General features: G+C 66.2%; 14 protein-coding genes and 1 tRNA gene. 3 read left to right on the plus strand and 12 right to left on the minus strand.

Annotation, left to right across the window (positions count from 1 at the left end; all coding sequences use genetic code 11):
- Positions 1 to 51 precede the first annotated feature (51 nt).
- From HYU53_12430 to HYU53_12450, 5 genes are all read right to left on the minus strand, one after another.
- A complete protein-coding gene (locus HYU53_12430) occupies positions 52 to 2,205 on the minus strand; it encodes a M28 family peptidase (GenBank protein ID MBI2221999.1) in 2,154 nt (717 codons plus the stop codon).
- Between the two features lie 26 nt (positions 2,206 to 2,231).
- Positions 2,232 to 3,698, minus strand: coding sequence for a M20/M25/M40 family metallo-hydrolase (locus HYU53_12435; GenBank protein MBI2222000.1), 1,467 nt, complete (start codon positions 3,696 to 3,698; stop codon positions 2,232 to 2,234).
- A 29-nt stretch (positions 3,699 to 3,727) separates the two neighbouring features.
- Positions 3,728 to 5,752 (minus strand): S9 family peptidase, encoded by a 2,025-nt coding sequence (locus HYU53_12440; protein MBI2222001.1) that lies wholly within the window; start codon positions 5,750 to 5,752, stop codon positions 3,728 to 3,730.
- A gap of 188 nt (positions 5,753 to 5,940) precedes the next feature.
- Positions 5,941 to 9,153 (minus strand): TonB-dependent receptor, encoded by a 3,213-nt coding sequence (locus HYU53_12445; GenBank protein ID MBI2222002.1) that lies wholly within the window; start codon positions 9,151 to 9,153, stop codon positions 5,941 to 5,943.
- 111 nt (positions 9,154 to 9,264) lie between these two features.
- On the minus strand, positions 9,265 to 10,866 hold the full coding sequence (locus HYU53_12450; GenBank protein MBI2222003.1) for a M28 family peptidase: 1,602 nt from the start codon (positions 10,864 to 10,866) through the stop codon (positions 9,265 to 9,267).
- Between the two features lie 254 nt (positions 10,867 to 11,120).
- Between HYU53_12450 and HYU53_12455 the strand changes: the two genes are divergently transcribed.
- Positions 11,121 to 13,034, plus strand: coding sequence for a tetratricopeptide repeat protein (locus HYU53_12455; GenBank protein MBI2222004.1), 1,914 nt, complete (start codon positions 11,121 to 11,123; stop codon positions 13,032 to 13,034).
- Positions 13,035 to 13,478: 444 nt separating this feature from the next.
- Here HYU53_12455 and HYU53_12460 read toward each other — a convergent pair whose 3' ends face one another.
- The 7 genes from HYU53_12460 to HYU53_12490 all read right to left on the minus strand — a co-directional run bounded on the left by HYU53_12460 (position 13,479) and on the right by HYU53_12490 (position 19,449).
- Positions 13,479 to 14,165, minus strand: a complete 687-nt coding sequence (locus HYU53_12460; GenBank protein MBI2222005.1) for a hypothetical protein — start codon at positions 14,163 to 14,165, stop codon at positions 13,479 to 13,481.
- A 443-nt stretch (positions 14,166 to 14,608) separates the two neighbouring features.
- Positions 14,609 to 15,715 carry a hypothetical protein gene (locus HYU53_12465; GenBank protein ID MBI2222006.1) on the minus strand — a complete coding sequence of 369 codons (1,107 nt, stop codon included), beginning with the start codon at positions 15,713 to 15,715 and terminating at the stop codon, positions 14,609 to 14,611.
- A 9-nt stretch (positions 15,716 to 15,724) separates the two neighbouring features.
- The gene (locus HYU53_12470; protein MBI2222007.1) at positions 15,725 to 16,633 is read right to left on the minus strand and encodes a site-specific DNA-methyltransferase; all 909 of its coding nucleotides are present in this window, start codon (positions 16,631 to 16,633) and stop codon (positions 15,725 to 15,727) included.
- A 141-nt stretch (positions 16,634 to 16,774) separates the two neighbouring features.
- Entirely contained in the window at positions 16,775 to 17,107 is a 333-nt protein-coding gene (locus HYU53_12475) for a hypothetical protein (protein MBI2222008.1), read from the minus strand.
- Positions 17,108 to 17,151: 44 nt separating this feature from the next.
- A complete protein-coding gene (locus HYU53_12480; protein MBI2222009.1) occupies positions 17,152 to 17,418 on the minus strand; it encodes a hypothetical protein in 267 nt (88 codons plus the stop codon).
- 48 nt (positions 17,419 to 17,466) lie between these two features.
- Positions 17,467 to 17,543: transfer RNA gene (locus HYU53_12485), tRNA-Arg, on the minus strand.
- 97 nt (positions 17,544 to 17,640) lie between these two features.
- Entirely contained in the window at positions 17,641 to 19,449 is a 1,809-nt protein-coding gene (locus HYU53_12490) for a hypothetical protein (GenBank protein ID MBI2222010.1), read from the minus strand.
- A 112-nt stretch (positions 19,450 to 19,561) separates the two neighbouring features.
- Here HYU53_12490 and HYU53_12495 point away from each other — a divergent pair, with 112 nt between their 5' ends.
- Together HYU53_12495 and HYU53_12500 are read left to right on the plus strand one after the other, a co-directional pair.
- Positions 19,562 to 20,065 (plus strand): MogA/MoaB family molybdenum cofactor biosynthesis protein, encoded by a 504-nt coding sequence (locus HYU53_12495; protein ID MBI2222011.1) that lies wholly within the window; start codon positions 19,562 to 19,564, stop codon positions 20,063 to 20,065.
- A gap of 23 nt (positions 20,066 to 20,088) precedes the next feature.
- Entirely contained in the window at positions 20,089 to 21,297 is a 1,209-nt protein-coding gene (locus HYU53_12500; protein ID MBI2222012.1) for a molybdenum cofactor biosynthesis protein, read from the plus strand.
- Positions 21,298 to 21,391 lie beyond the last annotated feature (94 nt).

Consider the following 21,391-nt stretch of genomic DNA (forward strand, 5'->3'; position numbering starts at 1 on the left):
CGGGGCGGGCGCCAACAGTCGCCTGCGATGGAGTCGAGTCGTTCTGCGCATCTAGTCCTCCTCTTGAGACGGGGCGCGCCTGGTCTTAACTGCGATGATGCCCGCTTTCTCCGCCGAGTCAAGATAGGCCGCCACCTCGTCGAGCGACACGACGCCGTAGTACCAGGCGCCCGCCGCATCCGCCTGCGCCGCCACTGCGTGAAAGATGTCGAGATAGCTGCGGCCGCCGCCGACGAAGTTGAGCACTTCGTAGGCCATGAGCGGATGCAGGTTTGCCGGTCTTTCGAGCCTGCTGCGTCCCGACATGAATGCCTGCACGGATTCGACGGTCTCCGGAATCCTGCCCGCCAGCTCCCGCTCGCGCGCCGTGAGCGCGGCCCGCGGCGGGGTCTGGCCGGTCAGCGTCGCGTAGTAGCCGGCGAGCCTGGCCACGGCCGCCGTGTCGGCAGGCAGCTGGGTGGAGAGATCAGTCAGTACCCGCTCGGCGTCGGACCCCCTGGTGGCGAACACACGCACCGACTCCAGGGCCGTCTTCTCACGATGCGACGCCTGGCGCACCAGATTTGCGGCGCGCGGGTACACGGCGGCGCGATCGGCCGGGGGCACGGCCTGGAGCATCTGCATGGCGGTCGTGGCGTCGCGGCTCATCCGCGCCAGCCCGCGTCCGTAGATCTCGGTTGCCAGCGCCGGAACGTGGGCGTCGCCGGCATTCGCCAGATAGAGCGCCGATGCGGCCACGCTGACCGCGTTGCGTTTCAACTGCGTCGGATCGATCTGCCAGAGGTCGTCGTCGGTGGAGTGGATGTACTCGTCGGGCCAGTTGGTGAACGTCACGGCCGGGATCCCGATCACGCCCATGTTGAACACCTGGTGGTCCGTGCTGTTGTGAAAGGGAATGACGCGTGCGTCGTAGCGTTCGCGCGTGCCCAGGCGTGAGAGGATCGGCTCGCTGAACGGGAGGTCCTCGCCGCTCGTCGACGAGGGCTGCGCGACGCCGCGGTGCATCTGGCGGGCCTGTCCGGCCGCGAGGTACGACGTGTTGCCGTGGACGATCGCTTCGACAACCGACTCGATCACGTCACCCAGGAAGCTCGCCCGCGAGAATGGGGGCCGCGTGATGAACTGGATTCGGCTCCCGGCGGATTGTTTCGCCCCGACCATGTCCTGGTTGATGTTGGCGAGGAACCGCCGGCGCTCGTCAGGATGATCGGCGAAGTACTGCTCCTCTGCGCTGATTTCGTCGACCCACCAGAAGCGGATGTCGCGGCGCGGCCTCGGCAGGCGCCCTTCGTCAATCATCTTCTTGAGCGCGCGCGCGATCTCCAGCACGTTCGCGCAGCCGCTCGCGTCGTCATTGGCGGAAAAGCGTTCTTCCTGCAGGTGCCCGGTCAGCACGATGTCCTGATCGTGGATTTCCGTACCGCGGATGACGGCCTCGACAATGGCCTGCGTCGAAGGCTCGTGGAACTCGGAGTCCACCTTCGCGCGGACTTTGAACGGGCGGCCGCCCGCGCCGGCCAGCGCCTGCCGCAGCCGCATCCCTTCGCGGTAGGAGAGCACGAAGGCGAAGGTGCCCTGCTTCGTCTTGTCCTCGCTCTCGACGGGAATCCGCATCCAGGGGAGCTGGTCCGGATAGCTGGGAACGCGTGATGTGGTGAAGGCCACGATTCCCAGGGCGCCCCGCTTCCAGACGGCCTCGTTCATCACGACGGCCAGCGGACCGCTCGCGAGCACGACCTTCCCCGCGATATCCGTGTTGTCGTAGTCGGCCTGCGTTGTGCCCTCGCCAACATCCACGAGATCCGCCGAGGCGATGTTCGTGTTGCGGCTGTAGTCGGCGAGCGACACGGCGACCTCCGGGCTGAACGCCAGCCGCCGCTCTTCGGGCTCGATCAGCCACAACTCGCCCAGCTTCGGCGTCCAGCTCGGGCTGTCGCCGGCAAGCTTGATGTACCGCACGTCCTCGAGGCCGTACTCCCGCGCTTTCTGCTCGACGTAGCGCGCCACCGCCTCGAATCCTGCACCGCCGCCCATCGGGCGGTGGTGGTGCGTGAACCAGCGGATGTGCTCGTAGGCGATGTCGCCCGAAAGTTCGTTGACGAGCGCGCGATGCGTGCGGGCCGGGAGGAACGGAGACTCCTGCGCGACGGCCGGCCCGGCCGTCGCGGCGAGAACGAGTGTGAGAGACAGGATTCGGTGTGCCATGTGATATTCCATCGGTCCGGCGTGCGTCACGGCGTGGGCGGAGCCGGCAGCAACTGCCTCGGGAAGAGCGACGGCATCATCGCGATGTTGTAGGCCGTCACGGCCATCGCGGCCGCATTCTTCTTGACGACGTCCGGATGGACCTTGTCGAACGTGTCCGACTCGCTGTGGTGTGACTTGACGTACTCGGAGATGTCCTGGTGGAAGGCGAATGCCGGTACGCCCTCGTCGAGAAACGGCAGGTGGTCGGTCCCGCCCTGGTAGTTGAGCGTGACGCCCCGAACGCCGAGGTCATTGAGCGGCGCGAGCGCCGCCGCCATCGCGGGCCGAAGGCGATCGCGGCCGTGAAGGGAGATGCCGACGGCCGGCCCCTGCCCGATGTCCATGATCAACACGGCGGAATGACGAGTCAGTTGCTCCTTGTGCGCCGTCACATACGCCTTGGCGCCGAGCAACCCCTGCTCCTCGCCGTTGAAGAGCGCAAACCGGATCGTCCGCGCCGGCCGCGCCCCGACCGCCTTCAAGGCCCTGGCGGCCTCGAGCACGATCATGCAGTTCACGCCGTTGTCGGTGGCGCCCGTGCCGAGATCCCAGGAGTCGAGGTGACCGCCAATCAGGACGATCTCGTCAGGCTTCTCCGTCACGCGCAGCTCGGCCACGACGTTGTACGCGTCGACCGGTTGGGTGCTGAAGGTGTTCTCCACGCCCAGCTCGACCACAGTCCGGCCGCGTTTGATGAGGCGCCAGAGCAGGAGGTAGTTTTCATGCGTCGTGTAGAGCGTCGGCAGCACGGGCGCCGCGGGATCCTGCCCGCCGATGCCGCCCATGTTGAGCAGACCCCAGTCCTTGTCCGAGTCCCGGATGATCGCGCCGACCCCCTCGCGGAGGAAGAACTCGTTCCGCCTGCGATTGAAGTCCGGGTTCTCCTTTTCCCGCTGCCGCTGCTCCTGGAGTTCCTTGACGCGGCGCTCCCATGAATACGGGTCCCAGGACGGCGGCCTGCCGACGTCGGCCGGCTCGCCGAGCAGGAGGATTGCCCCCTTCAGCGTGCCCGTGTGCTTGCCCAGCTCCGCCATCGTGTCGGCGGGGACGTACTTCACCTCGCCGCGGACGGTGCCGTTTGTGCCCGGTGCGAAACCGGCGGAGTGGACGATGAGGGGCAGGCCGTCGCTGGGCTCAACGATCCGCGCCCAGGCCGACCCGCGCGTCCAGCGGCGCCCGAACGGCCACGGCTCGAGGCGCACGTTCTCGAGGCCATAGTCACGGAACCGCTGGGCGGTCCACTCGTTCGCCTTTTCGAGCCGCGGCGAGCCGGTCACCCGCGGGCCGATGAGGTCGGTCAGGTACTCGAGATTCGTCATCACCTCGGACCGCTCGGCGATGTTCGCGATAATCCGCTGCGACGTCTCGACGACCGGGCCGGCGTCCTGCGCGGCAGCCGCCGCAATCACGAGCGTCGCAAACAACACCGGCAGCACGCTGCGCTTCAACATCGACATCATCGGCATGTACTCCCGTTCGATTACCGCCGAGCGGTGGGCCGGGCTTTGGCGGGAGCGAGGTAACGGTCGAACCATGCAAGCGTGCGCGCCAGTCGATCGACCTGGTGTTTGGGCTCACGGAACCCGTGGCCCTCGCGGGCGTACCGCACCAGCGCCGCCTCGACGCCGCGGCGCCGCAGGGCCGTATACATCTCTTCTGCCTGCGTGATGTGCACGTCGTTGTCCAGCTCGCCGTGCACGAACATGGTCGGCGTCACGACCTGCTCGACGTAACGCAGCGGCGACCACTTCCACAAGAGCGCGAAGTTGTCGCCTTTCCAGGGCTCGCCGCCGAACTCGACGTGCACCAGGTCCTGGTAGAGAGACGTCGCGTAGAAGCTGATCAGGTTGGAGAGGCTGGCGCCGGAAACGGCCGCTTTGAACCGCGGCGTCTGTGTGATCACCCAGTTCGTCATGAACCCGCCGTAGCTGCTCCCGACAACGCCCAGCCGGTCTCCATCGATCTCGGGGTACGCGCGGAGGACGTGGTCGACGCCCGCCATCAGGTCCTTGTAGTCGCCGCCTCCCCAGTTGCCCACGCAGCCATCCGCGAACGCCTGCCCGTAGCCGGAGCTGCCGCGCGGGTTGAGCGCGAGCGTCGCGTATCCGCGGGCCGAGTGGACCTGGAATGCCGGGTTGAAGGCGTAGCCGTACATGCCGTGCGGCCCGCCGTGGATCGAGAGCAGCATCGGCGCCTTGCCGCTGCCCGCGGCAGCCGGGTAGAGCCAACCCTCGATCTCCGTCCGGTCGAAGCTCGTGAACCGAACGGCGCGTGGCTCGACCAGGTTCCACCCGCTCGCCAGCGCGTGGTTCAACGTCGTCAGAGGCTGGAGCGCCCCCCCGCTCGCGGCCATGCGGTAGATCTCGGGAGGCTTCGTCGGCGAGCTGAGGCTGAGCGCGACGGCGCCGTCGCCACGGGCGACCGAGAAGGATCCGATCTGCGCGCGTTCGTCCACGAGCGGCACCGACCGGCCGCCGCCGCGCGGCACGGAGTACAGCGACGTCTTGCCATGATCCATCGCGGTGTAGAGCACGGACAGGCCGTCTCGCGTCCACCGCGGTGACGCGCTCCGCCGGTCGAGGGCGTGGTTCAGCTCCCGCGCGGGACCACCGGCCGTGGGAATCACCCACACGTGCGCGTCTTCGGCGACGCTGTCGATCGTCGTGACCGCGCGGGTCGTGGCGATGTACGCGATCCATCGCCCGTCCGGTGAGAGGCTGGGGTCCATCTCGACGCCCGGTGTACTGGTCACCTGCCGGACGGCGCCGGACCGAACGTTCACGGCGAACAGGTCGTAGTTGTAGTTCGCGTCGGCGTCCGGCTCGCGATTCGAGAGGAAGATGATTTCCGAGCCGTCTCCGCCCCAGTCGATCGAGTGCTCGTCGAAGCTGCCGGTGGTCACGGCACGCGGCGTGCCGCCCGTCGAGGGCACCACGTGGATGTGGGAGCGGCGGTTGTCGGACAAGGCGGTTCGGGTCTTGTACTGGATGCGGGTGATCACGAGCGGATCCGCTTCCGCCGGAGGCGGTTCGGTGGTTCCGGCGAACGCGAGTTGGCTCCCGTCCGGCGCCCAGGCCAGCGGGTTGCCGGCTTTCGAGAGAAAACTGTTGCCGCGATCGTAGTCGCAGATCCGCGTGAGCGCGCCGGAGCGGGCGTCGAGCACCCAGACGGCAGACCTTCCGCCTTGCGAGGCGAAAAACGCCAGGCGAGATCCGTCGGGCGACCAGCGCAGGCTGCCGATGCCGCCCAGGCCTTCTGCCAGCTGCCTCGACGCCCCGCCCGCACTTGGCATCACGATCAAACGCACGGTATGCCGGTTGGCTGCGAGGTCGGCCTGCGTCGCAACGAAAGCGACCGAGCCGCCGTCGGGGGAGGAGCTGATGTCACTCGGCTCGGTGACTGCGAGCAGGTCTTCCGGGGCCGGGGGCCGGGTTGCCGCCGGCGAACCCATGGCGGCCGAGAGTAACAACACAAGGGTCTCGAACGATGTACGCGCCAGCATCATGAGGTCCTCGAGAAAGCAGCGTTACGACATCCCGCGCCGTGCTGCCTGTCGACAGCGTAGTCTGGATGGCAGCGAAAGGCCGGACGCCGCATCCCGCCGGGCTGGAGGAGGAACGCCCGGCCGGCTCACGGCGCCCGGCCACGGCAGGGAACGTCGGCTCCGCTCGCGGGCCGACGTTCACTGTTGTCTCAGAAGTTGATCTTCACACCGAACTGGAACTCGCGAGCCGGCGTCGCCGTGCTCCCGATGCGGCCGAACGCGCTCGATGACATGTCGTTGACGGGCGCGCCCAGGTTGACGCGATTGAACAGGTTGAACGCCTCGGCGCGGAACTCGACGTTCAGACCCTGCCGCGCGCCGTCGAGCCGCAGCCGCTTGATGATCGACAGGTCGGTGTTGACCAGGCCTGGGCCCCGGATCGAGTTTCGCGGCGCACTGCCGAACTGGCCCAAGGCCGTGCGCTCGAACGCCGAGGTGTTGAACCACCGGGCCGCCGACCGCCCGTCGCTCGACAGGATCGGATCGCCGACAAGATTCGGGCGGCACGTGGGCGTGTAGTTGCCGGCCGTCAGACAGCGATCGCTCCCGTCATAGACGTTGTAGGGGAAGCCGCTCTGCCAGGTCCAGATGCTGGCCAGCGTCCAGTTGCCCAGGATGTTCCCCAGGGCACCTTTCGAGAGCCAGCGTCTTCCCGGTCCGAACGGCAACTCGTACACGTTCGAGATCACGAGCCGGTGGCGGGCGTCGTGATCGGAGTGCGCCCATTCCGCGGGAATGTTGCCGTCGTCCTGCGGCGTCATGACGTACACGCGGCTCGTCGCGCCCGAGTGGAAGTGCGAAGAGTAGTCCTTCGACGCCGACAGCGTGTAGGCCACCTGGTAGCCGAGGCCGTTGGCGAAACGACGCTGCAGCGTCGTCTCGACGCCGTTGTACTCGGACTTGCCCCAGTTCGTGGACCGGAGTACGGACGAGAAGCCGGGATACGGACGGAAGCGATCCTTCGTCGCGGCTGTCGTCTGGCCGGCGACGTATATTGGCTGGTTCATCTCCCGGAACTGCAGCAGGTCGTATCCGCGGTTGCCGACGTACGCCATCTCGAACATCGTGCTGTTGATGAACTGCCACTGGAATCCGACGCTGTAGACGACCGCGTACGGCTGCACGATGTTCGGGTCCGTCGTGTAGAGCTGTCCAATCACGGGCGGTCCCACGACTGGACGAATCGGGTTTTCAAGGGTCGTGTCGCGCACGACCGGCTGCTCGTAGAACGGGTACGAGAGCAGCTGCTGCAGCGTGAGGTTGTTGCGGAGCTGGTTGTGGAATACGCCTGCCCCGCCGCGCACCGCCAGCTTGCCGTTGCCCCACACGTCCCACGAGAAACCGAGGCGCGGCTGCACGTTGTTCTTGTCGGGAAAGTACGTCCCCTTCTCGGGCAAGCCTTCCGTGCCTGCGATCACGATATGGGCCTGGCCGCTCTGCGGCACGCCGGACGCGGCCTCGCGGTCGATCACCCACGTTGACGTCTGTCCAAGCTTGTCGCGGATGGGACTGAAGTAATCCCACCGGAGACCCAGGTTCAACGTGAGGTTGCTGGTGATCTTGTAGTCGTCCTGGAAGAAGACGCCGTAATTCCAGTTCTGCATGACCATCTGGGTACGGCCGACGGCGTAGTTGAACTCCGAGGCGCGCCCGATCAGGAAGTCGGCGAACGAGTCGCCGGTGTACGTGCCGTTGAACACAAACCTCCCGACGGTGAAGAACCCGTTGTCCGGATCCTCGCTGCCGCGACGGATCTCGCCACCCCATTTGAGGTTGTGGCTCCCCAGCGTCTTCGACATGACGTTCGAGATTTGATACTCGCTCGACACGCTGCGGCTGGGTCCCTGGATGCTGTTGCCGAAGCCCGACATGCCGGTGATGGTGATGTCCGGCAGGCCCAGTCCGCCGATCTTGTCCTGCGGCCGCACGTAGTTGATGCCGAAGTCCAAGGGGTTGAGCAACGGCAGGTTCGAGTTGGCACTCCTCGACCTCGAGAAGCCGGCGCGGAACTCGTTGAGGAACGTGGACGAGATGGTGGTGTTCACCCCCAACGTGGCGTGCTGCGTCCGCCCCCCGCTCGTGTTCGGAAATCCCAGGTAGCCAGCCGGGCTGGCGCCCTGGTAGGGATTGAAGTCGCTGTTGTCCTGCACGAAGTGGCGGTAGAACACGTTCCATTTCGAGTCGAACGTGTGATCGAGCCGCCACATGTACTGGTCGTAATCCTGGTTCTGCGACGGCGAGGCGACGAAGTTGTTCTGTCGGGGTCCTCGTCCCTCGATGTTCGGCAACGGCATCAGCGTCAGCAGGCGGAGCGCCGCCGCGCTGATCCGGCTGGCCGGGATCCGGTTGCCGGGGAACGGCTGCCCCGTGGCGGGATCAATCAACTGGCGCTTCAGGAAACTGAAGTCGCCGTCGCGCTCCTGCTGCGTCGCCACGGTCGTCTGCCGCGTCAGGCCGCGCTCGAGGCGGAAGCCCTCGTACGATGCGAAGAAGAACGACCGGTTCCGTCCGGAGTACACGCCCGGGATCAGAATCGGGCCGCCGAGCGTCGCGCCAAACTGCTGCTGGCTGAGCGGCGGAGGGTCGGTCGTGGCGAAGAAGTTCCGGGCCTGGAACTTGTCGTCGCGCAGGAAGCCCCAGCCGGCGCCGGAGAACGTGTTGGTCCCCGATTTGGTGACGACGGTGACGACCGACCCCGAGTTGCGGCCGAACTCCGCGGAGAAGTTCGACGTCTGGATCTTGAACTCCTGCACCGCATCCACGTTCGGCCGCGCCTGCAGGGTGTTGCCGCCCAGTGAAACGTTGGCGACGCCATCGAGCTGAAAGTTGTTGGCGTCGCCGCGCTGCCCGTGCACCACGAAGCTGGAGCCAGCGCTGGTGGATTGCCCGCGCGTCGTCACACCGGGCGTCAGCAGCCCGAGATCCGCGAAGTTGCGGCCGCTGAGCGGCAGCTCCACGATCTGTTTCTGCTCGACCACGCGGCCGACGGTCGCCGTGGTCGTTTGCACGATGAGACCCTCGGCGGTCACCTGAACCGTCTCGTTCAGTTGACCGACCTCCAGCGCCACATCGACGCGCGTCTCCTGGTTGACCTGAACGGTGATCGGTCCCCGGCTGTACCGCCGGAAGCCGGGAAGCTCCGCCTCGACCCGGTATCGCCCGGGCGCTAACCCGGGCACTTCGTACTGCCCCCGTTCGTTCGTCACCGCCTCGCGGCTCGTGCCGGTGGCGATGTTGTGGACGACGATCGAGACGCCTGGCATGACTCCGCCAGTCGAGTCCTGCGCCGTGCCGAGTATCTTGCCGCCGCTCGTCTGTGCCAACGCGAGGGATGGCGCCGAGAGCAGAATGGCTATCCACACCAGAAGCATTCTCTGCATTGCCGCCCAGCCTCCCTAATCGAATCCGGTTCGTACCGCATGCGCCCGGCGCTTCCCGGCGCGCACGGGCGCCTCCGCCTCCGTCCGTCCGCGTCACCGGCTCGAGGTCTTCTCCGCGGGAGCGTGGTCCGTCACGAACCGCGGCCTGCCGGCGGCGTCCGCGAGGCTGCGCGCCGACAGGTAGACCAGCCGCACGATCTTTTCCATCTTCGGGTAGTTGATTCGGTCCCACGTGTCGTTGGCCGTGTGGTAATCGGGATGCTCGCCGGTGTTGAACAGCACCATCGGCACACCCTTGATGGCGAACGGAAAATGATCGCTGCGCGAGAACCATCCCTCCCGATCGTCGCCGTCGGTCTTGAAGTCGAGCCGCAGAGCGGTCTTCTGGTTCTCGTGTTCGATGACACGCCGGAGATCGGGGCTGTACAGCGTGCCCGCCAGGTTCACGGAGTTGCGGCTGTCCGCAGCCTTGATGTTCCAGGTCGCCGACTCCTCGTCGCGGCCGATCATGTCCATGTTCAGGACGGCCACCGTGCGATCGAGCGGCACGATCGGATGGTTCACGTAGTGAAACGCGCCCTGCAGAAAGTCCTCTTCCGCCTCGAAGACGAGGAACAGGATGCTTCGCCTGGGCGGAGCCGGGTTCGCCTTGAATGCCTCCGCAATGGCGATCACGGCGGCGCAGGCCGTCGCGTTGTCGTCAGCGCCGTGAAAGACGAATGGCGCCTTCTGGCCGACATGGTCGTAGTGACCGGTGACCACCACGTACTCGTCTTTCAATTGCGGATCGGATCCTTCGATGACGCCGACCACGTTGCGGGTCTGAAGGGTCCGTCGCTCGCTCACGGCCCTCCGCATCTGGACGACGACGCCGGGGACGAGCGCTGATTGGGGACTGCCGCTGCGGTCGATGGCCGCCTGGAGATCGGCGACTGTTTTCCCCGACGCCGCGAGCAGCTCGTTCGCGACCCGTGCGTCGATGTTGAAGACTGGCAGATCCCAGAACGGGCTGGTCAGGGAATGGTTGGGGCGATCGGTACGAATCCTCCCGTTGGTTGGGCCGCTCGGCACGCGTTGCGGGCGCCGGGGAGGACCTTGCACGATGATGACGCCTGCGGCGCCGTGGCGGCGGGCGACCTCCGGCTTCCACGCGGGGTACGCATGGTAGGTGTCCCACGTCCCCTTGAAGCGGCTCTGCGGATCGCCGGCCTGCGGCTCGCGCGCCAGAACGAGAACGACTTTGCCCGCGACGTCGAGCCCCGCGTAATCGTTGTACCCGTACTCCGGCGCATCGATGCCGTAGCCGGCGAAGACGAGCGGCGCCGTCACGTCCACCTCCGTGCCACCCTGGCGCGCCAGCGTGAAATCCGAACCGAGGACGTAGTCCCGAGCGGTCGACGCCCCGGACCTGTTCACCGTCGCGCGCAGCCGGGTGCTCGCCCGATCCAGGTGCGATTGGGACATCGGGAAGTACTGGAAGTACGTACCGTTGTCCCCGATCGGTTTGAGACCGAACCGATGGAAGAAGCCGGCGATGTAGTTGGCGGCGATGCTTCCTTCGAGGCTGAGCGAGTCGCGCCCGCCCATCTCCGGCGCCGCAAGAAAGAACAGGTGCCCCCTGAGCGCATCGGCCCGAATGGTCTCCACACCGCGGTCGCCCGACTGCGCGCCGGCGACGGCGACGGCGGCAGTCATGAAAGCGAGAGCGCCTATGACACGGGAAACCGACCGGTACTGCCCGCTGATCGACATCAACGCCTCCTGAGCGGGACACGGCTCCACTTGCGCGAACCGCGCGACATGGCGGTAAAACTGCGTTGTAAACGGTCGCGTGCGCAAGCAGCATTCGGCATCCGCCGCCTAATGTGGCGTAATGCTGCGTTTCTTTACTTCGCCCGACCCCTTGCCGTAGAATCCGCCGGAATCGAACCAGTAGGGGTCATGCCACCATGTCGGAAGCCGCGTCTCCGGCGGGCAGCGGCGTTTCCTTCTCGGGCGCGCGCCTGGATTCGTGGAAAGCGATTGCCGGGTATCTCGGCAGACACGTAACCACGGTTCAGCGGTGGGAGGAGGAGGAGGGCCTACCCGTCCATCGACACCAGCACAAGAGGCGGGGGTCTGTTTACGCGTACACCGCCGAGCTGGAGGCGTGGCTGGCAGCCAGAACCTCCGAGGCGACGCCAGGCTCGATCGACTTCCCGGAATCAGCCAGCACATCCGGCAACGTCGCGGCAGAGACGGTTCGCCCCACGCGCTCGCGCCACGCCGAGCCGGCCGGACACGCGGAACTGTCGGTCGCTGCATTCGCGCAGGTGATCGAAGACGGCCACGCGGGCGCGGCGCGCGCGCGTTCCCGTTGGAAGAGTTCGTTCGTCTGGACGCTGGGCGCGGCCATGCTCGGCACGACGATCGTGGGCGCCATCGCCGGGTTGTGGCGGCCCGGCTCCCGTGGCGAGAGCACCACGTCGCTCGCCGTCCTTCCGCTCCAGAATCGATCGCCCGACGGGCATTCCGACTATTTCGTGGACGGGATGACCGAGGCGCTGACCACCGACCTCGCGTCGCTGTCCGCGATCCGCGTGATCGCCAGGCAGTCGGCGGCGCACTACCGGAACAGCGCGAAGCCTGCCTCGGAGATCGCAAGCGAGCTGAAGGCGGACGCGCTCGTTGAAGGCGGCGTGCAGCGCAGCGGTCAGCGCGTCCGCGTCGATATCCGCCTGATCGACGGCCGGACGAGCCGCTCGCTCTGGGCCGGAAGATACGAACGCGACCTGGGCGATGAGCTCGCCCTGCAGGCCGAGCTCAGTCGCGCGATCGTCCGGGAACTCCATCTCAAGCTCGAGCCCTCGCAGGTTGCCCGGCTCGGCAACCGGCGCCCGGCCAATCCGGAGGCCTGGGACGCGTATCTGCGGGCGCGGTTCTTCTGGAACAAACGCACGCACGAGGACATGAGCCGCGCGATCCAGTGGTACGAACGCGCGATCGAGCACGATTCGGCATCGCCGCTCATCTATGCGGGACTCGCCGACGTGTACGCGACGCTCGGTCCTCCGAACACGCCGATCTCCGAACTCATCGCGCGCGGCACGATCGCCGCCGAAAAGGCGATCCAGCTCGACCCGGAGATGGGCGAGCCGCTGGCGGCCCTTGGAAAGCTGAGCGCCTACGCGTGGGACTGGCAGGGCGCCGAACGCAACTACAGGAGGGCGATCGAGCTTGCCCCCGGCTATGCGCCCGCGCGGTACTGGTTTGGATCGTTTCTCGCGAACCACGACCGATGCGACGAGGCGCTCGCGCAGGCGCGCGAAGCCGAGCGGCTCGATCCGATCTCGCTGCCGGGCAACATGGTGATTTCAGGAATCGAGTTGCGCTGCGATCGCGTGGACCAGGCAATCAAGCGCAGCCTCACGGTCCTCGAGTTCGATCCCAACTACAGCGCGTCGTACGAGTTCCTCGGGCGCGCGTACCTCGCGCAGGGCAACGTGCAGCAGGCCATCCCGATGCTGGAGCGCGCCGTGACGCTGAACGGCGGCATGGCGACGGTGAGGGCGACGCTCGCGTATGCCTATGCGGCGGCCGGACGCAGGCACGAGGCGATCGCGACGGCCAAGGATCTCAGCGACCGGCACGCGCGCGGGAAGACGCTGGCGTCTGCCTGGAGCGTGGCGATCGCGCGCGCCGGACTCCATCGCGACGAGGACGCCCTCGCCTGGCTGGAGCACTCGTACGCCGACCACGAGGAATGGCTCGAGGGGCTCGCCGTCGACGACCGCTTCCGGCGCCTGCACGGCCACCCGCGATTCCAGCGATTGCTCGTGCAGCTCCGCCTTCCGGCCGAACAGGGCCCGACGACTCGTCGCTGAGCTGGATTTCGCGCGCGCGCCCGCGCGGCCAGGTCCACGAACGCCACCGCCGTTCGCGACATCGTGGCGCGGTTTCGTGCCACCAGCCAGATCTGGCTCCGACCGCAGCGTTGTCCGGCGGGAGCGTCGCGCCCCACCGGCCGTTACCAGCCGTTGCAGTCGAACTTGTAGCCGCAGCGAAGGCATCTCACGCAGCCCTTCACCTTGGCCAGCTCGCGGCTCTCTCCGCACTGGGGGCACGTCGTGGTGTCCGCGGCCGGGGCCGGCCGCTTCGCCTCCGGAAGACCCTTGGGACCTGTCATGGTCTCTGAAGACGCGCAGTATCTGCGCGCGCCGCGAGGAAAAGCAAGCGTCGTCGTTCGTGGTTTGAAAGAGCGAGTCTGGCTTGCGGCCAGCGCGAGCCGGGATGTGATGGCCACCCGGCTCGCGCGGCCTTGAGCGTTGCTACGGCACTCTGAGCGTGGCGCGCCCGGTGATCGCGTCACCCGACCCGGCAACCGTTTCTATGAAGGTGGCGATGCACCCAGGGCGCGGCGCGATCCGGGTCTTCTTCAGCGATCGACGGAACGGCGGATACTGCTGGAAGACCGAGGTCTCCTTGTATTTGGCGATAGGCTTTCGCTGTCTGGTAATGACGATGAGCCCGTCGTCCCGGATCTGGAAGCCGGCGGTGACCAGCACGCGCCTGTAGTTCTTGATCACGTGGACATCCCAGGGAACCAGGGAGCCCACCGCCGTGAGGATCAGAATGTCGCGTCCATCGGAGAGCGCGGCCTCCCCACCCCCTGTGAAGAACTCGCCGTCCGCGCCGAACCCTCCGGTGTACCGCAGAGTGAAGAACACGTCGAAAAAGCTGTCGATCTGTGCCGTCGCCGGCTGTCCGCCAAAGGTGCCTTCGAGACGGCCGACGGAGTGGGTGGGCGTGTAGTTGCCCGTGTACGTCAGTTTCGCTGTCGTGTCGCAGCCCGCCGTTTCGATGAGCGTCATGACGGCGCCGGCAACCGCCTCCGACATGACGGCCATCGACCCTTCGATATGGCTCTGCACCTGGGCGAGCGCGGGCCGGGCGCCCACGATCAGGATGGCAACCAGGAGCAGGATCCTGATCGCCGCAGGCGTAAGGTGATTCATACGGACCTCCATCGTCTGATGCAGCGGCACACTGCTGCTGTCCCCCGGAAAAGAAGAGGACTGGGACGACGAGAACCGCAGCAAAACCACGCTAGAGGAGCAAAGGCGGAGCCAACGGGGAACGGCACAAAACCCGCCGTCTGCTCTTCGGATGTCCGCTGGGCGGCAGACGAAAGGTCGCGAGGCAGGCGAATGTTCCACACGTTCTCACAACTATCCTGACGCTGGAGACCGGAATGAACTGTCACCCATGTGACCGGAATAGACCCTGTTGAATTGGCGCGCCCTGCAAGACTCGAACTTGCGACCTCCTGGTTCGTAGCCTTTCGCAAGTCGCGCCGGATCGCGCTACATCACGCCAACTGAAGGACGAGGCGGCGAGTTCATGCCGCCTCGTGCCGTCTCATCCCCAAAAGGATGCACACGAGATGCACACGGCGCGGTCACGCTGTGCCGACGAGCGGCGGGAACGGCTGAACCCTGAGCATCTCGTTCAGCGTTGGTATCGTGAACGTGCGACCGTCTGTGTCTCGAATGACCGGCCCGAGCGCGTCAGTCGTTCGCGTCCAGCCGAGTCCGGCGAGGACCGCAAATAGCGGAATGCCGCCGAGACGGGTTGCCTCGGTTCGCAGGGCTCGAAACCGCGCCGCCTTGTCGCGAGCTGTCCCGCCATCATTTGCGGCTTTGCATTCCAGCATGCCCTTGAGCGCGTCGGTCCTGTCGAACACCACGAAATCCGGAGCCGGTCTCACCGTGATGTTGAAACGCCGCGCAATTTCCTCTTGGTTCTGAGATCCGGTCCGAACGGACGGGACTCCGTTCTGTTGAAAGAGTTCCGCCACAGCATCTTCGAGAATGTCACCACGCTTGCCGCTCGTCGCGTCGAGCAACTGTCGAAACGCGCCGCCGTACAAACGTTGATGAAGAAACACCGGAAGCGGAACGCCGCTCGCCGCGTACTGCCGAATGGTGTCCCATCCCGCGAGCGTGTCGGGTTTGTCCAGTTTCAGCCGAACGCCTTCCGTGGGTGACGCGCCGAACAACTGACGACGCATTGTGAGATCGATTACGCGGGCGCAAGCGTCGGCGATATTCGCGTTGATCCGCCCGCCCGCTTCGATGCTCTTGACTCGACTCGCGGAGATAGCGGCAACCGCCGTGACGCTAGTATCAGTCGCCGCGAGCTGAGTCGTCGCGGCGGCGAACTCTTGGGCCGTGAAGCCAAGTATCACGCGGAAGATTCGGAGTGTCGCCGGCTCCTGTAGCAGCACCCGGGCAAGGTTTGCTCGATCAACATCCACGAATCCGCGTGTGAGTGCACGAGCCTTGTCGAAAGCGTCCTGCACGCCCGCGAGTTCGTATTCCTCTCGCCAGTGAACGTACGCGAAATCGGGCGCGAGCGATGGAACGTAGATTCGCCTCGCGATCGCAGCGTACACGTCCACATGCGCGGCGACGCCGAACTGTTCCAGTATTTGGCGAATCGCCGCGACGCGGGCATCCCACGACGGCGCGCTTGCTGCCGCCGTCACTGCGTCGTCAACCGTCATCTTTGGCTGCTAACGTCCTGCTCGAATGCGAGCAGGCACCACGGAGGCAAATCGGTCGTCGATCTCGGCAAGAATCCAACGCCGCTCTAGTTTCTCGGCGGCAACACCCGTCGTTCCCGTGCCGGCAAATGGATCGAGAACCGTTTGGCCCGGCTTGGTGAGCAGACGGATGAAGAACGACGGGATCGACAACGGAAACCGCGCCGGATGGAGTGTCGGATTGGGGCTGAACTCCGGTTCAAGATGGAGCAGCGTCGAAGGGCGAACCATATCCGGGCCGGCTTGGACGCGCTTTCGGCCTTGTCCCGAGGGTTCATTCACGCGCACGTAATTGTGCGCGAGACGCTTGCGCCGGGCGCGATCCTTCGCGTCCCATCGTGCCGGCGTGAGACAATTTTCAGGGAAGAACTGCCACTTTGGCGTTTTCGCGAAGTGAAAGCAATACTCGATCGCATCCTTCAGGAACCGATGAAATCGGCCCGGCGGAGGCGACGGTTTTCCCCACACGAAATCCTCGCAGAACAGATAACCTTGCTCGCGAAGCCAAAACACCAGTTCGTACTGTAAGGTTCCCCGCTCATCGCCGTGACGCTTCGAGCGGTAGTTCAGGACGAAACTCCCGTGTGGCTTCAGGGTTCTCAGGATCTCATGCGTCACATCGAGGAAGAATCCTCGGTACCAGTTCCGATCGTATCGTTCTCCGTTCTCGTACTTTGGCTGCCGGTCGTACGGCGGAGACGTGATCACCAGATCGAGACTGCTATCAGGGAGAGTTCGCAGAAGGGGCAGGCAATCACCAACGTACAGCGCGCCTAGATCGGTCCTGAATGTCGATTTGAGATCCTTTCTTCGCTCGACGAGGCGCAGGGCAGATCCTTCCCAGGCTACATCCAGAGCGGCGTTTGCAGTTCTGCGCATCGTTGCCGCGAAGATACCAGATTGAGCATCGCCTCGTCCAGACGACGCCATATGTGGGGCTTTCGCCCAACTTTCACTATGGGGGTTGAGCCGCAAACTCGACTAGTAGAGGATAGGCCAAAACTTGCATCCAGTTGTCCGTCAGCTTGCCGTTTTAGCTTGGCGCGCGAACAACTCCGTGTTCCACTCTGCGCCGGTCCCTAAGCGAAGCCAGATCACGTTCGCGGGAACCGACTCGGACGGTACAGGCATCTCATAACTGCGTTCGATCTGAAACAGGTTCGAGAGCGCGTCCGCGAGCTGTTCGACACCTGGCGTATTCGGTAGCGCATGCAGAGCCGCCTTGCCGGGCATCGTCGCAGCGCGCTCAACCGCCCTCATGTTCTGCAAGTCACCATTTGGACAGTTCGAGCCCACGACCGCAAACTGCGTCACCAAGCCCGCCAGTCCCCGCGCGTCCTCGGAGGCCGTCATCAGGAGCCTGCAAGTGGCGTCCGGGCCAATCGCTCGACGGTAATTCATAAATGCTCGCGCTTGTCGAACAGACGCCACGGTTCGAGGCTCCGCGTGCGGCACCGGACGATCCGACCGCCTTCAAGAATACGGAAGTTGGCGACGCCGAGATGTTCGCGGCTATGCACGGTGATTACGTGCGGAACGATAAGCGGCGGGATCGATGGCTGATCCTCGGCGACGCGGGATCTGGACGCCGGATCGAGGCTCACCGCGAAGCGCAGGAAAAGGATGCACACGGAGATGCACACGCGGCCGATCAGCTCGTGCAAGCCGAATCGACAGATGCTCGGAAGTCGTTGTAGCTGTGCAAGTTGAATTGGCGCGCCCTGCAAGACTCGAACTTGCGACCTCCTGGTTCGTAGCCAGACGCTCTATCCAACTGAGCTAAGGGCGCGCGCGGGGGGAAGGTTCGGGCCGGCAGCGCCTGCCCGAAACTACGATTATACCAAACCTCAGGCACCCTAACCCTCGCGCCTCGTGCCTGAAGCCTCCTATCGCGCCAGCCCGTGCCCCACCGGAAACATCTCCGGCAGCGCCACCGGCAGCTTGCCCCCGATCGGCGCCTCGCCGACCAGCGCGCGCACGGCCGAGATCTCCGCCGCGTCATAGAAGTCGTACGTCAGGAGCACCGCCGGCAGATCCTTCAGGAACAGCGCGGTATACGGGTTGCCGAACATCACCGCCACGAACGGCTTCCTCGATTCCGCGGTCCGCCGCGAGAGGTCCTGCAGCAGCCGCACGATCGACGGTGACAGATCCATCCGGCCCGAGGCCGACGCCGCGCGCACGAACGTGGACACGACGACGGCGTCGAACCGCGGCGCCATCGCGCGCACCAGTTCCATCTCCGACGCGGTTGTGAGATCCGACAGCTCGATCGCCGTCACGTTCGGATACCGCTCGCGCAGCTCCGGAATGAACGTGCGGCTCGGCGCCGCGATCCGCCAGCCGCTCGGGTAATCGAGCGCGGACAGATAGAGAATGCCCGCCTCGCGCGGCAGCTTCAGCGGCACCTGGTTGCGCTCGTCCCTGATCAGCGTGATCGCGCGCTGGCTCACCTCCCGCGCGACCGCCTTGTGCGAGCGCGCGCCGATAATCGATGCGACCGCGTCGAGGTTGACCAGCTTCGTCCTGTGCAGCCCCACGCGCGCCTTCGCCTCGAGGATCCGTTTCACCGAGGCGTCGATCTGCGCGATCGGAATCTCCCCCTTCTCGACCGCCGCCTTGATCCCCTCGAAGGCGGCCTCGTCATCCGGCGAGTGAAGGACGACGTCGTTGCCCGCCTTGACGGCGCGCACCGCGGCCTCTGCGGGATCGTAGAGCCTGGTCACGCCCGCCATGCCCATCGAATCGGTGTAGATCAGCCCCTTGAACCCCAGCTCGTTGCGCAGCAGATCGGTCACCATCGGCCGGCTCAGCGTCCCCGGCGTGTTCGGCGCCGGGTCGAGCGTCGGCACCTCGATGTGCGCGCTCATCACGGCCCCCGCCTCCGCCGCGATCCCCGCCTTGAACGGCGGCAGCTCCACGCGATCGAGCTGCGCGCGCGGCTTCTGGATCACCGGAAGCCCGAGATGCGAGTCCACGTCGGTGTCCCCGTGTCCGGGAAAATGCTTCAGCGTGGCAATCACGCCCGCCGCCTGCATCCCGCGGGCGAAGGCCGCCCCCAGGGCCGCGACGCGCGCGGGATCTTCCCCAAAGGACCGGACGTTGATCACCGGGTTTCGCGAGTTGTTGTTCACGTCCATCACCGGCGCGAAGCCCACCTGCACGCCGATCGCGCGCGCCTCGACGCCGGTCACGCGTCCCGCTTCGTACGCGAGCTTCTCGTCGCCGGCTGCGCCGAACGCCATCGCCTTCGGGAACGTGGTGGCGCCGGCGATGCGCATCCCGACGCCGGTCTCGATATCCGCGCTGTTGAGCAGCGGCACGGGAGAGATCGCCTGCAGCCGGTTGTGCATCGACGCCGCTTCGAGCGGCTGGCCGAGGATCACCGACCCGTAGCCCGGGTTCAGGAGCACCGGCGGCACCGGCTCGGACCCGCCGAACACGTGGAACCCGCCGACGCGGTACTTCGACACGAGCCGCGACAGCCGGTCGTACTCCTCGCTGTCGCTCGAGACGAACGTGGAGGCGAAGGAGGGCACGAGCATCTGCCCGATCTTCTCGTCCAGCGACATCTTCTTGAACGTCGCCTGCACCCACTTCTGCGCGACTTCATCCAGGGACCGAACGCCCTGGGCACCCAGGACGACGAGGGAAAGGGCGAGGGCGATCACCCCGGTAAGAAGTCGAAGGCGCATCCGGGAATCGTACCCCAGAACGTCGCCGGCACGAGGCCGCCGCATCAACACCCGTGTCCCCTGCGTCCCCTGGGGTGTATTCCCCTGCGTCCCCTGTGGTTTAATCACCCGCATGGCGGTCGAAGATCACAAGCGCGGCGGACCCGTCCACGCGCGCGTGTTCGTGCTCACCGTCAGCGACACGCGCGACGAACGCACCGACACCAGCGGCGCCACCATCGTCCGGCTGCTCGAGGAGGCGGGCCACGCCGTGGCGGGCCGCCTCATCGTCCGCGACGACCCCGCCGAGGTGCAGCGGATCGTCCGCCACCAGCTCGCCGTCGCCGACGCCGATGTCGTCATGACGACCGGCGGGACCGGCGTCTCGTCGCGCGACACGACATACGAGGCACTGGCCGGCGTGCTGCAGAAACGGCTGGACGGTTTTGGCGAGCTGTTTCGAATGTTGAGCTACCGGGACATCGGCTCGGCCGCGATGCTGAGCCGCGCGTGCGCCGGTGTGGCCGGCGGCAAGCTGGTGTTCGTGCTCCCGGGCTCGGAACATGCGGTTCGGCTCGCGTTGACGAAATTGATTCTCCCCGAGATGACCCACCTGCTGCGGGAGATCGCCCGATGACGACGAGCGGCCGCCAGCGATCGATGCGCCCCATCCGCGACACGATCGCGCTCGACGAGGCACTGTCGCTCATGCTCGACGGGGCGGCGCCGATCGCCCGCGTGGAAACCGTGGCGCTCGCGGACGCGGATCGGCGCGTGCTCGCGCGCGATGTGGTGGCCTCGAGCGCCGTGCCGCCGTTCGATCGCGCCGCGATGGACGGCTACGCGGTCGTCGCGGAAGACACGTTCGGCGCGGGACGTTTCGAGCCGAAGGCGCTCCGCACGGTGGAAAAAGTCCTGACCGGGGCCGTGCCGTCCCGGGCGCTTGTGCCGGGCGAATGCACCGAGATCGCCACGGGCGCGCCGCTGCCGGAAGGCGCAACCGCCGTTGTCATGGTGGAGGAAACCGAGCGGGCGGACGCGAACCACGTCCGCATCTTCACGCCCGTGTATCCCGGGCAGAACGTCGGCCGGCGCGGCGCCGACATTCGCGAAGGCCAGGTGGTGCTCGAGGCGGGCGCGGCGCTCAACCCGAGCGCGATCGGAGCACTCGCGGCGCTCGGCATGGCCGCCGTCGAGGTGTACGCGCGGCCGCGCGTCGCGCTGTTATCCACGGGCAACGAAATCGCCGAGCCGGGCACGCCGCTCGGCCCGGGACAGATCTACGACATCAACCGCTTCACGCTGTCGTCGATCGTGCGCCGCCACGGCGGCGAGCCGGCGCCACAGCCGGTCGCGCCGGACACGCTGCGCGATCTGAACGCGGCGATCGACCGCGCGCTCGCGGCGGACCTGATCGTCTTCTCCGGCGGCAGCTCGGTCGGCGAGCGCGATCTCATCATGGACGTGCTGCACGATCGCGGCGAGGTGGTGTTCCACGGCATCGCCGTCAAGCCGGGCAAGCCCACGCTGTACGGGCGGGTGGACGGCAAGCCGTTCCTCGGCATGCCGGGTTACCCCACCTCATGCCTCTCGAACGCGTACATGCTGTTGATTCCGGTTCTGCGCCGCATGGCGCGGCTTCCCGAGCACCGCCCGCGCACGATTTCACTCCCGCTCGCGCGCCGGATCGTCTCGACCACCGGCCGCCACCAGTTCTACACCGTGCGCATCGCGGACGGCGCGGCGCAGCCGGCGTTCAAGGCCTCGGGCGACATCACCAGCATGGCCCACGCGGACGGCTACATCGAGATCCCCGCCCAGACCGACATCGTCGAAGCGGGAGAAATCGTGACGGTGAAGCTGTTCTAGGGAAAAAGGGGGACAGTCACACTTTCCGACGCCGCGGCCGAGGAAAGTGTGACTGTCCCACTTATTCACCGAGCGAAGCGCGCCGCGACCGCCT

The sequence above is a fragment of the Acidobacteriota bacterium genome (genome assembly GCA_016184105.1).
Lineage (GTDB): Bacteria > Acidobacteriota > Vicinamibacteria > Vicinamibacterales > 2-12-FULL-66-21 > JACPDI01.

What these genes read in the sequence shown, in the direction of transcription:
- HYU53_12455 (MBI2222004.1), top strand. Translation starts at nt 11,121, where the DNA reads ATGTCGGAAGCCGCGTCTCCGGCGGGCAGCGGCGTTTCCTTCTCGGGC.
- HYU53_12435 (MBI2222000.1), bottom strand. Translation starts at nt 3,698, where the DNA reads ATGTTGAAGCGCAGCGTGCTGCCGGTGTTGTTTGCGACGCTCGTGATT.
- HYU53_12460 (MBI2222005.1), bottom strand. Translation starts at nt 14,165, where the DNA reads ATGAATCACCTTACGCCTGCGGCGATCAGGATCCTGCTCCTGGTTGCC.
- HYU53_12430 (MBI2221999.1), bottom strand. Translation starts at nt 2,205, where the DNA reads ATGGCACACCGAATCCTGTCTCTCACACTCGTTCTCGCCGCGACGGCC.
- HYU53_12500 (MBI2222012.1), top strand. Translation starts at nt 20,089, where the DNA reads ATGCGCCCCATCCGCGACACGATCGCGCTCGACGAGGCACTGTCGCTC.
- HYU53_12475 (MBI2222008.1), bottom strand. Translation starts at nt 17,107, where the DNA reads ATGACGGCCTCCGAGGACGCGCGGGGACTGGCGGGCTTGGTGACGCAG.
- HYU53_12450 (MBI2222003.1), bottom strand. Translation starts at nt 10,866, where the DNA reads ATGACTGCCGCCGTCGCCGTCGCCGGCGCGCAGTCGGGCGACCGCGGT.
- HYU53_12440 (MBI2222001.1), bottom strand. Translation starts at nt 5,752, where the DNA reads ATGATGCTGGCGCGTACATCGTTCGAGACCCTTGTGTTGTTACTCTCG.
- HYU53_12490 (MBI2222010.1), bottom strand. Translation starts at nt 19,449, where the DNA reads ATGCGCCTTCGACTTCTTACCGGGGTGATCGCCCTCGCCCTTTCCCTC.
- HYU53_12465 (MBI2222006.1), bottom strand. Translation starts at nt 15,715, where the DNA reads ATGACGGTTGACGACGCAGTGACGGCGGCAGCAAGCGCGCCGTCGTGG.
- HYU53_12470 (MBI2222007.1), bottom strand. Translation starts at nt 16,633, where the DNA reads ATGCGCAGAACTGCAAACGCCGCTCTGGATGTAGCCTGGGAAGGATCT.
- HYU53_12495 (MBI2222011.1), top strand. Translation starts at nt 19,562, where the DNA reads ATGGCGGTCGAAGATCACAAGCGCGGCGGACCCGTCCACGCGCGCGTG.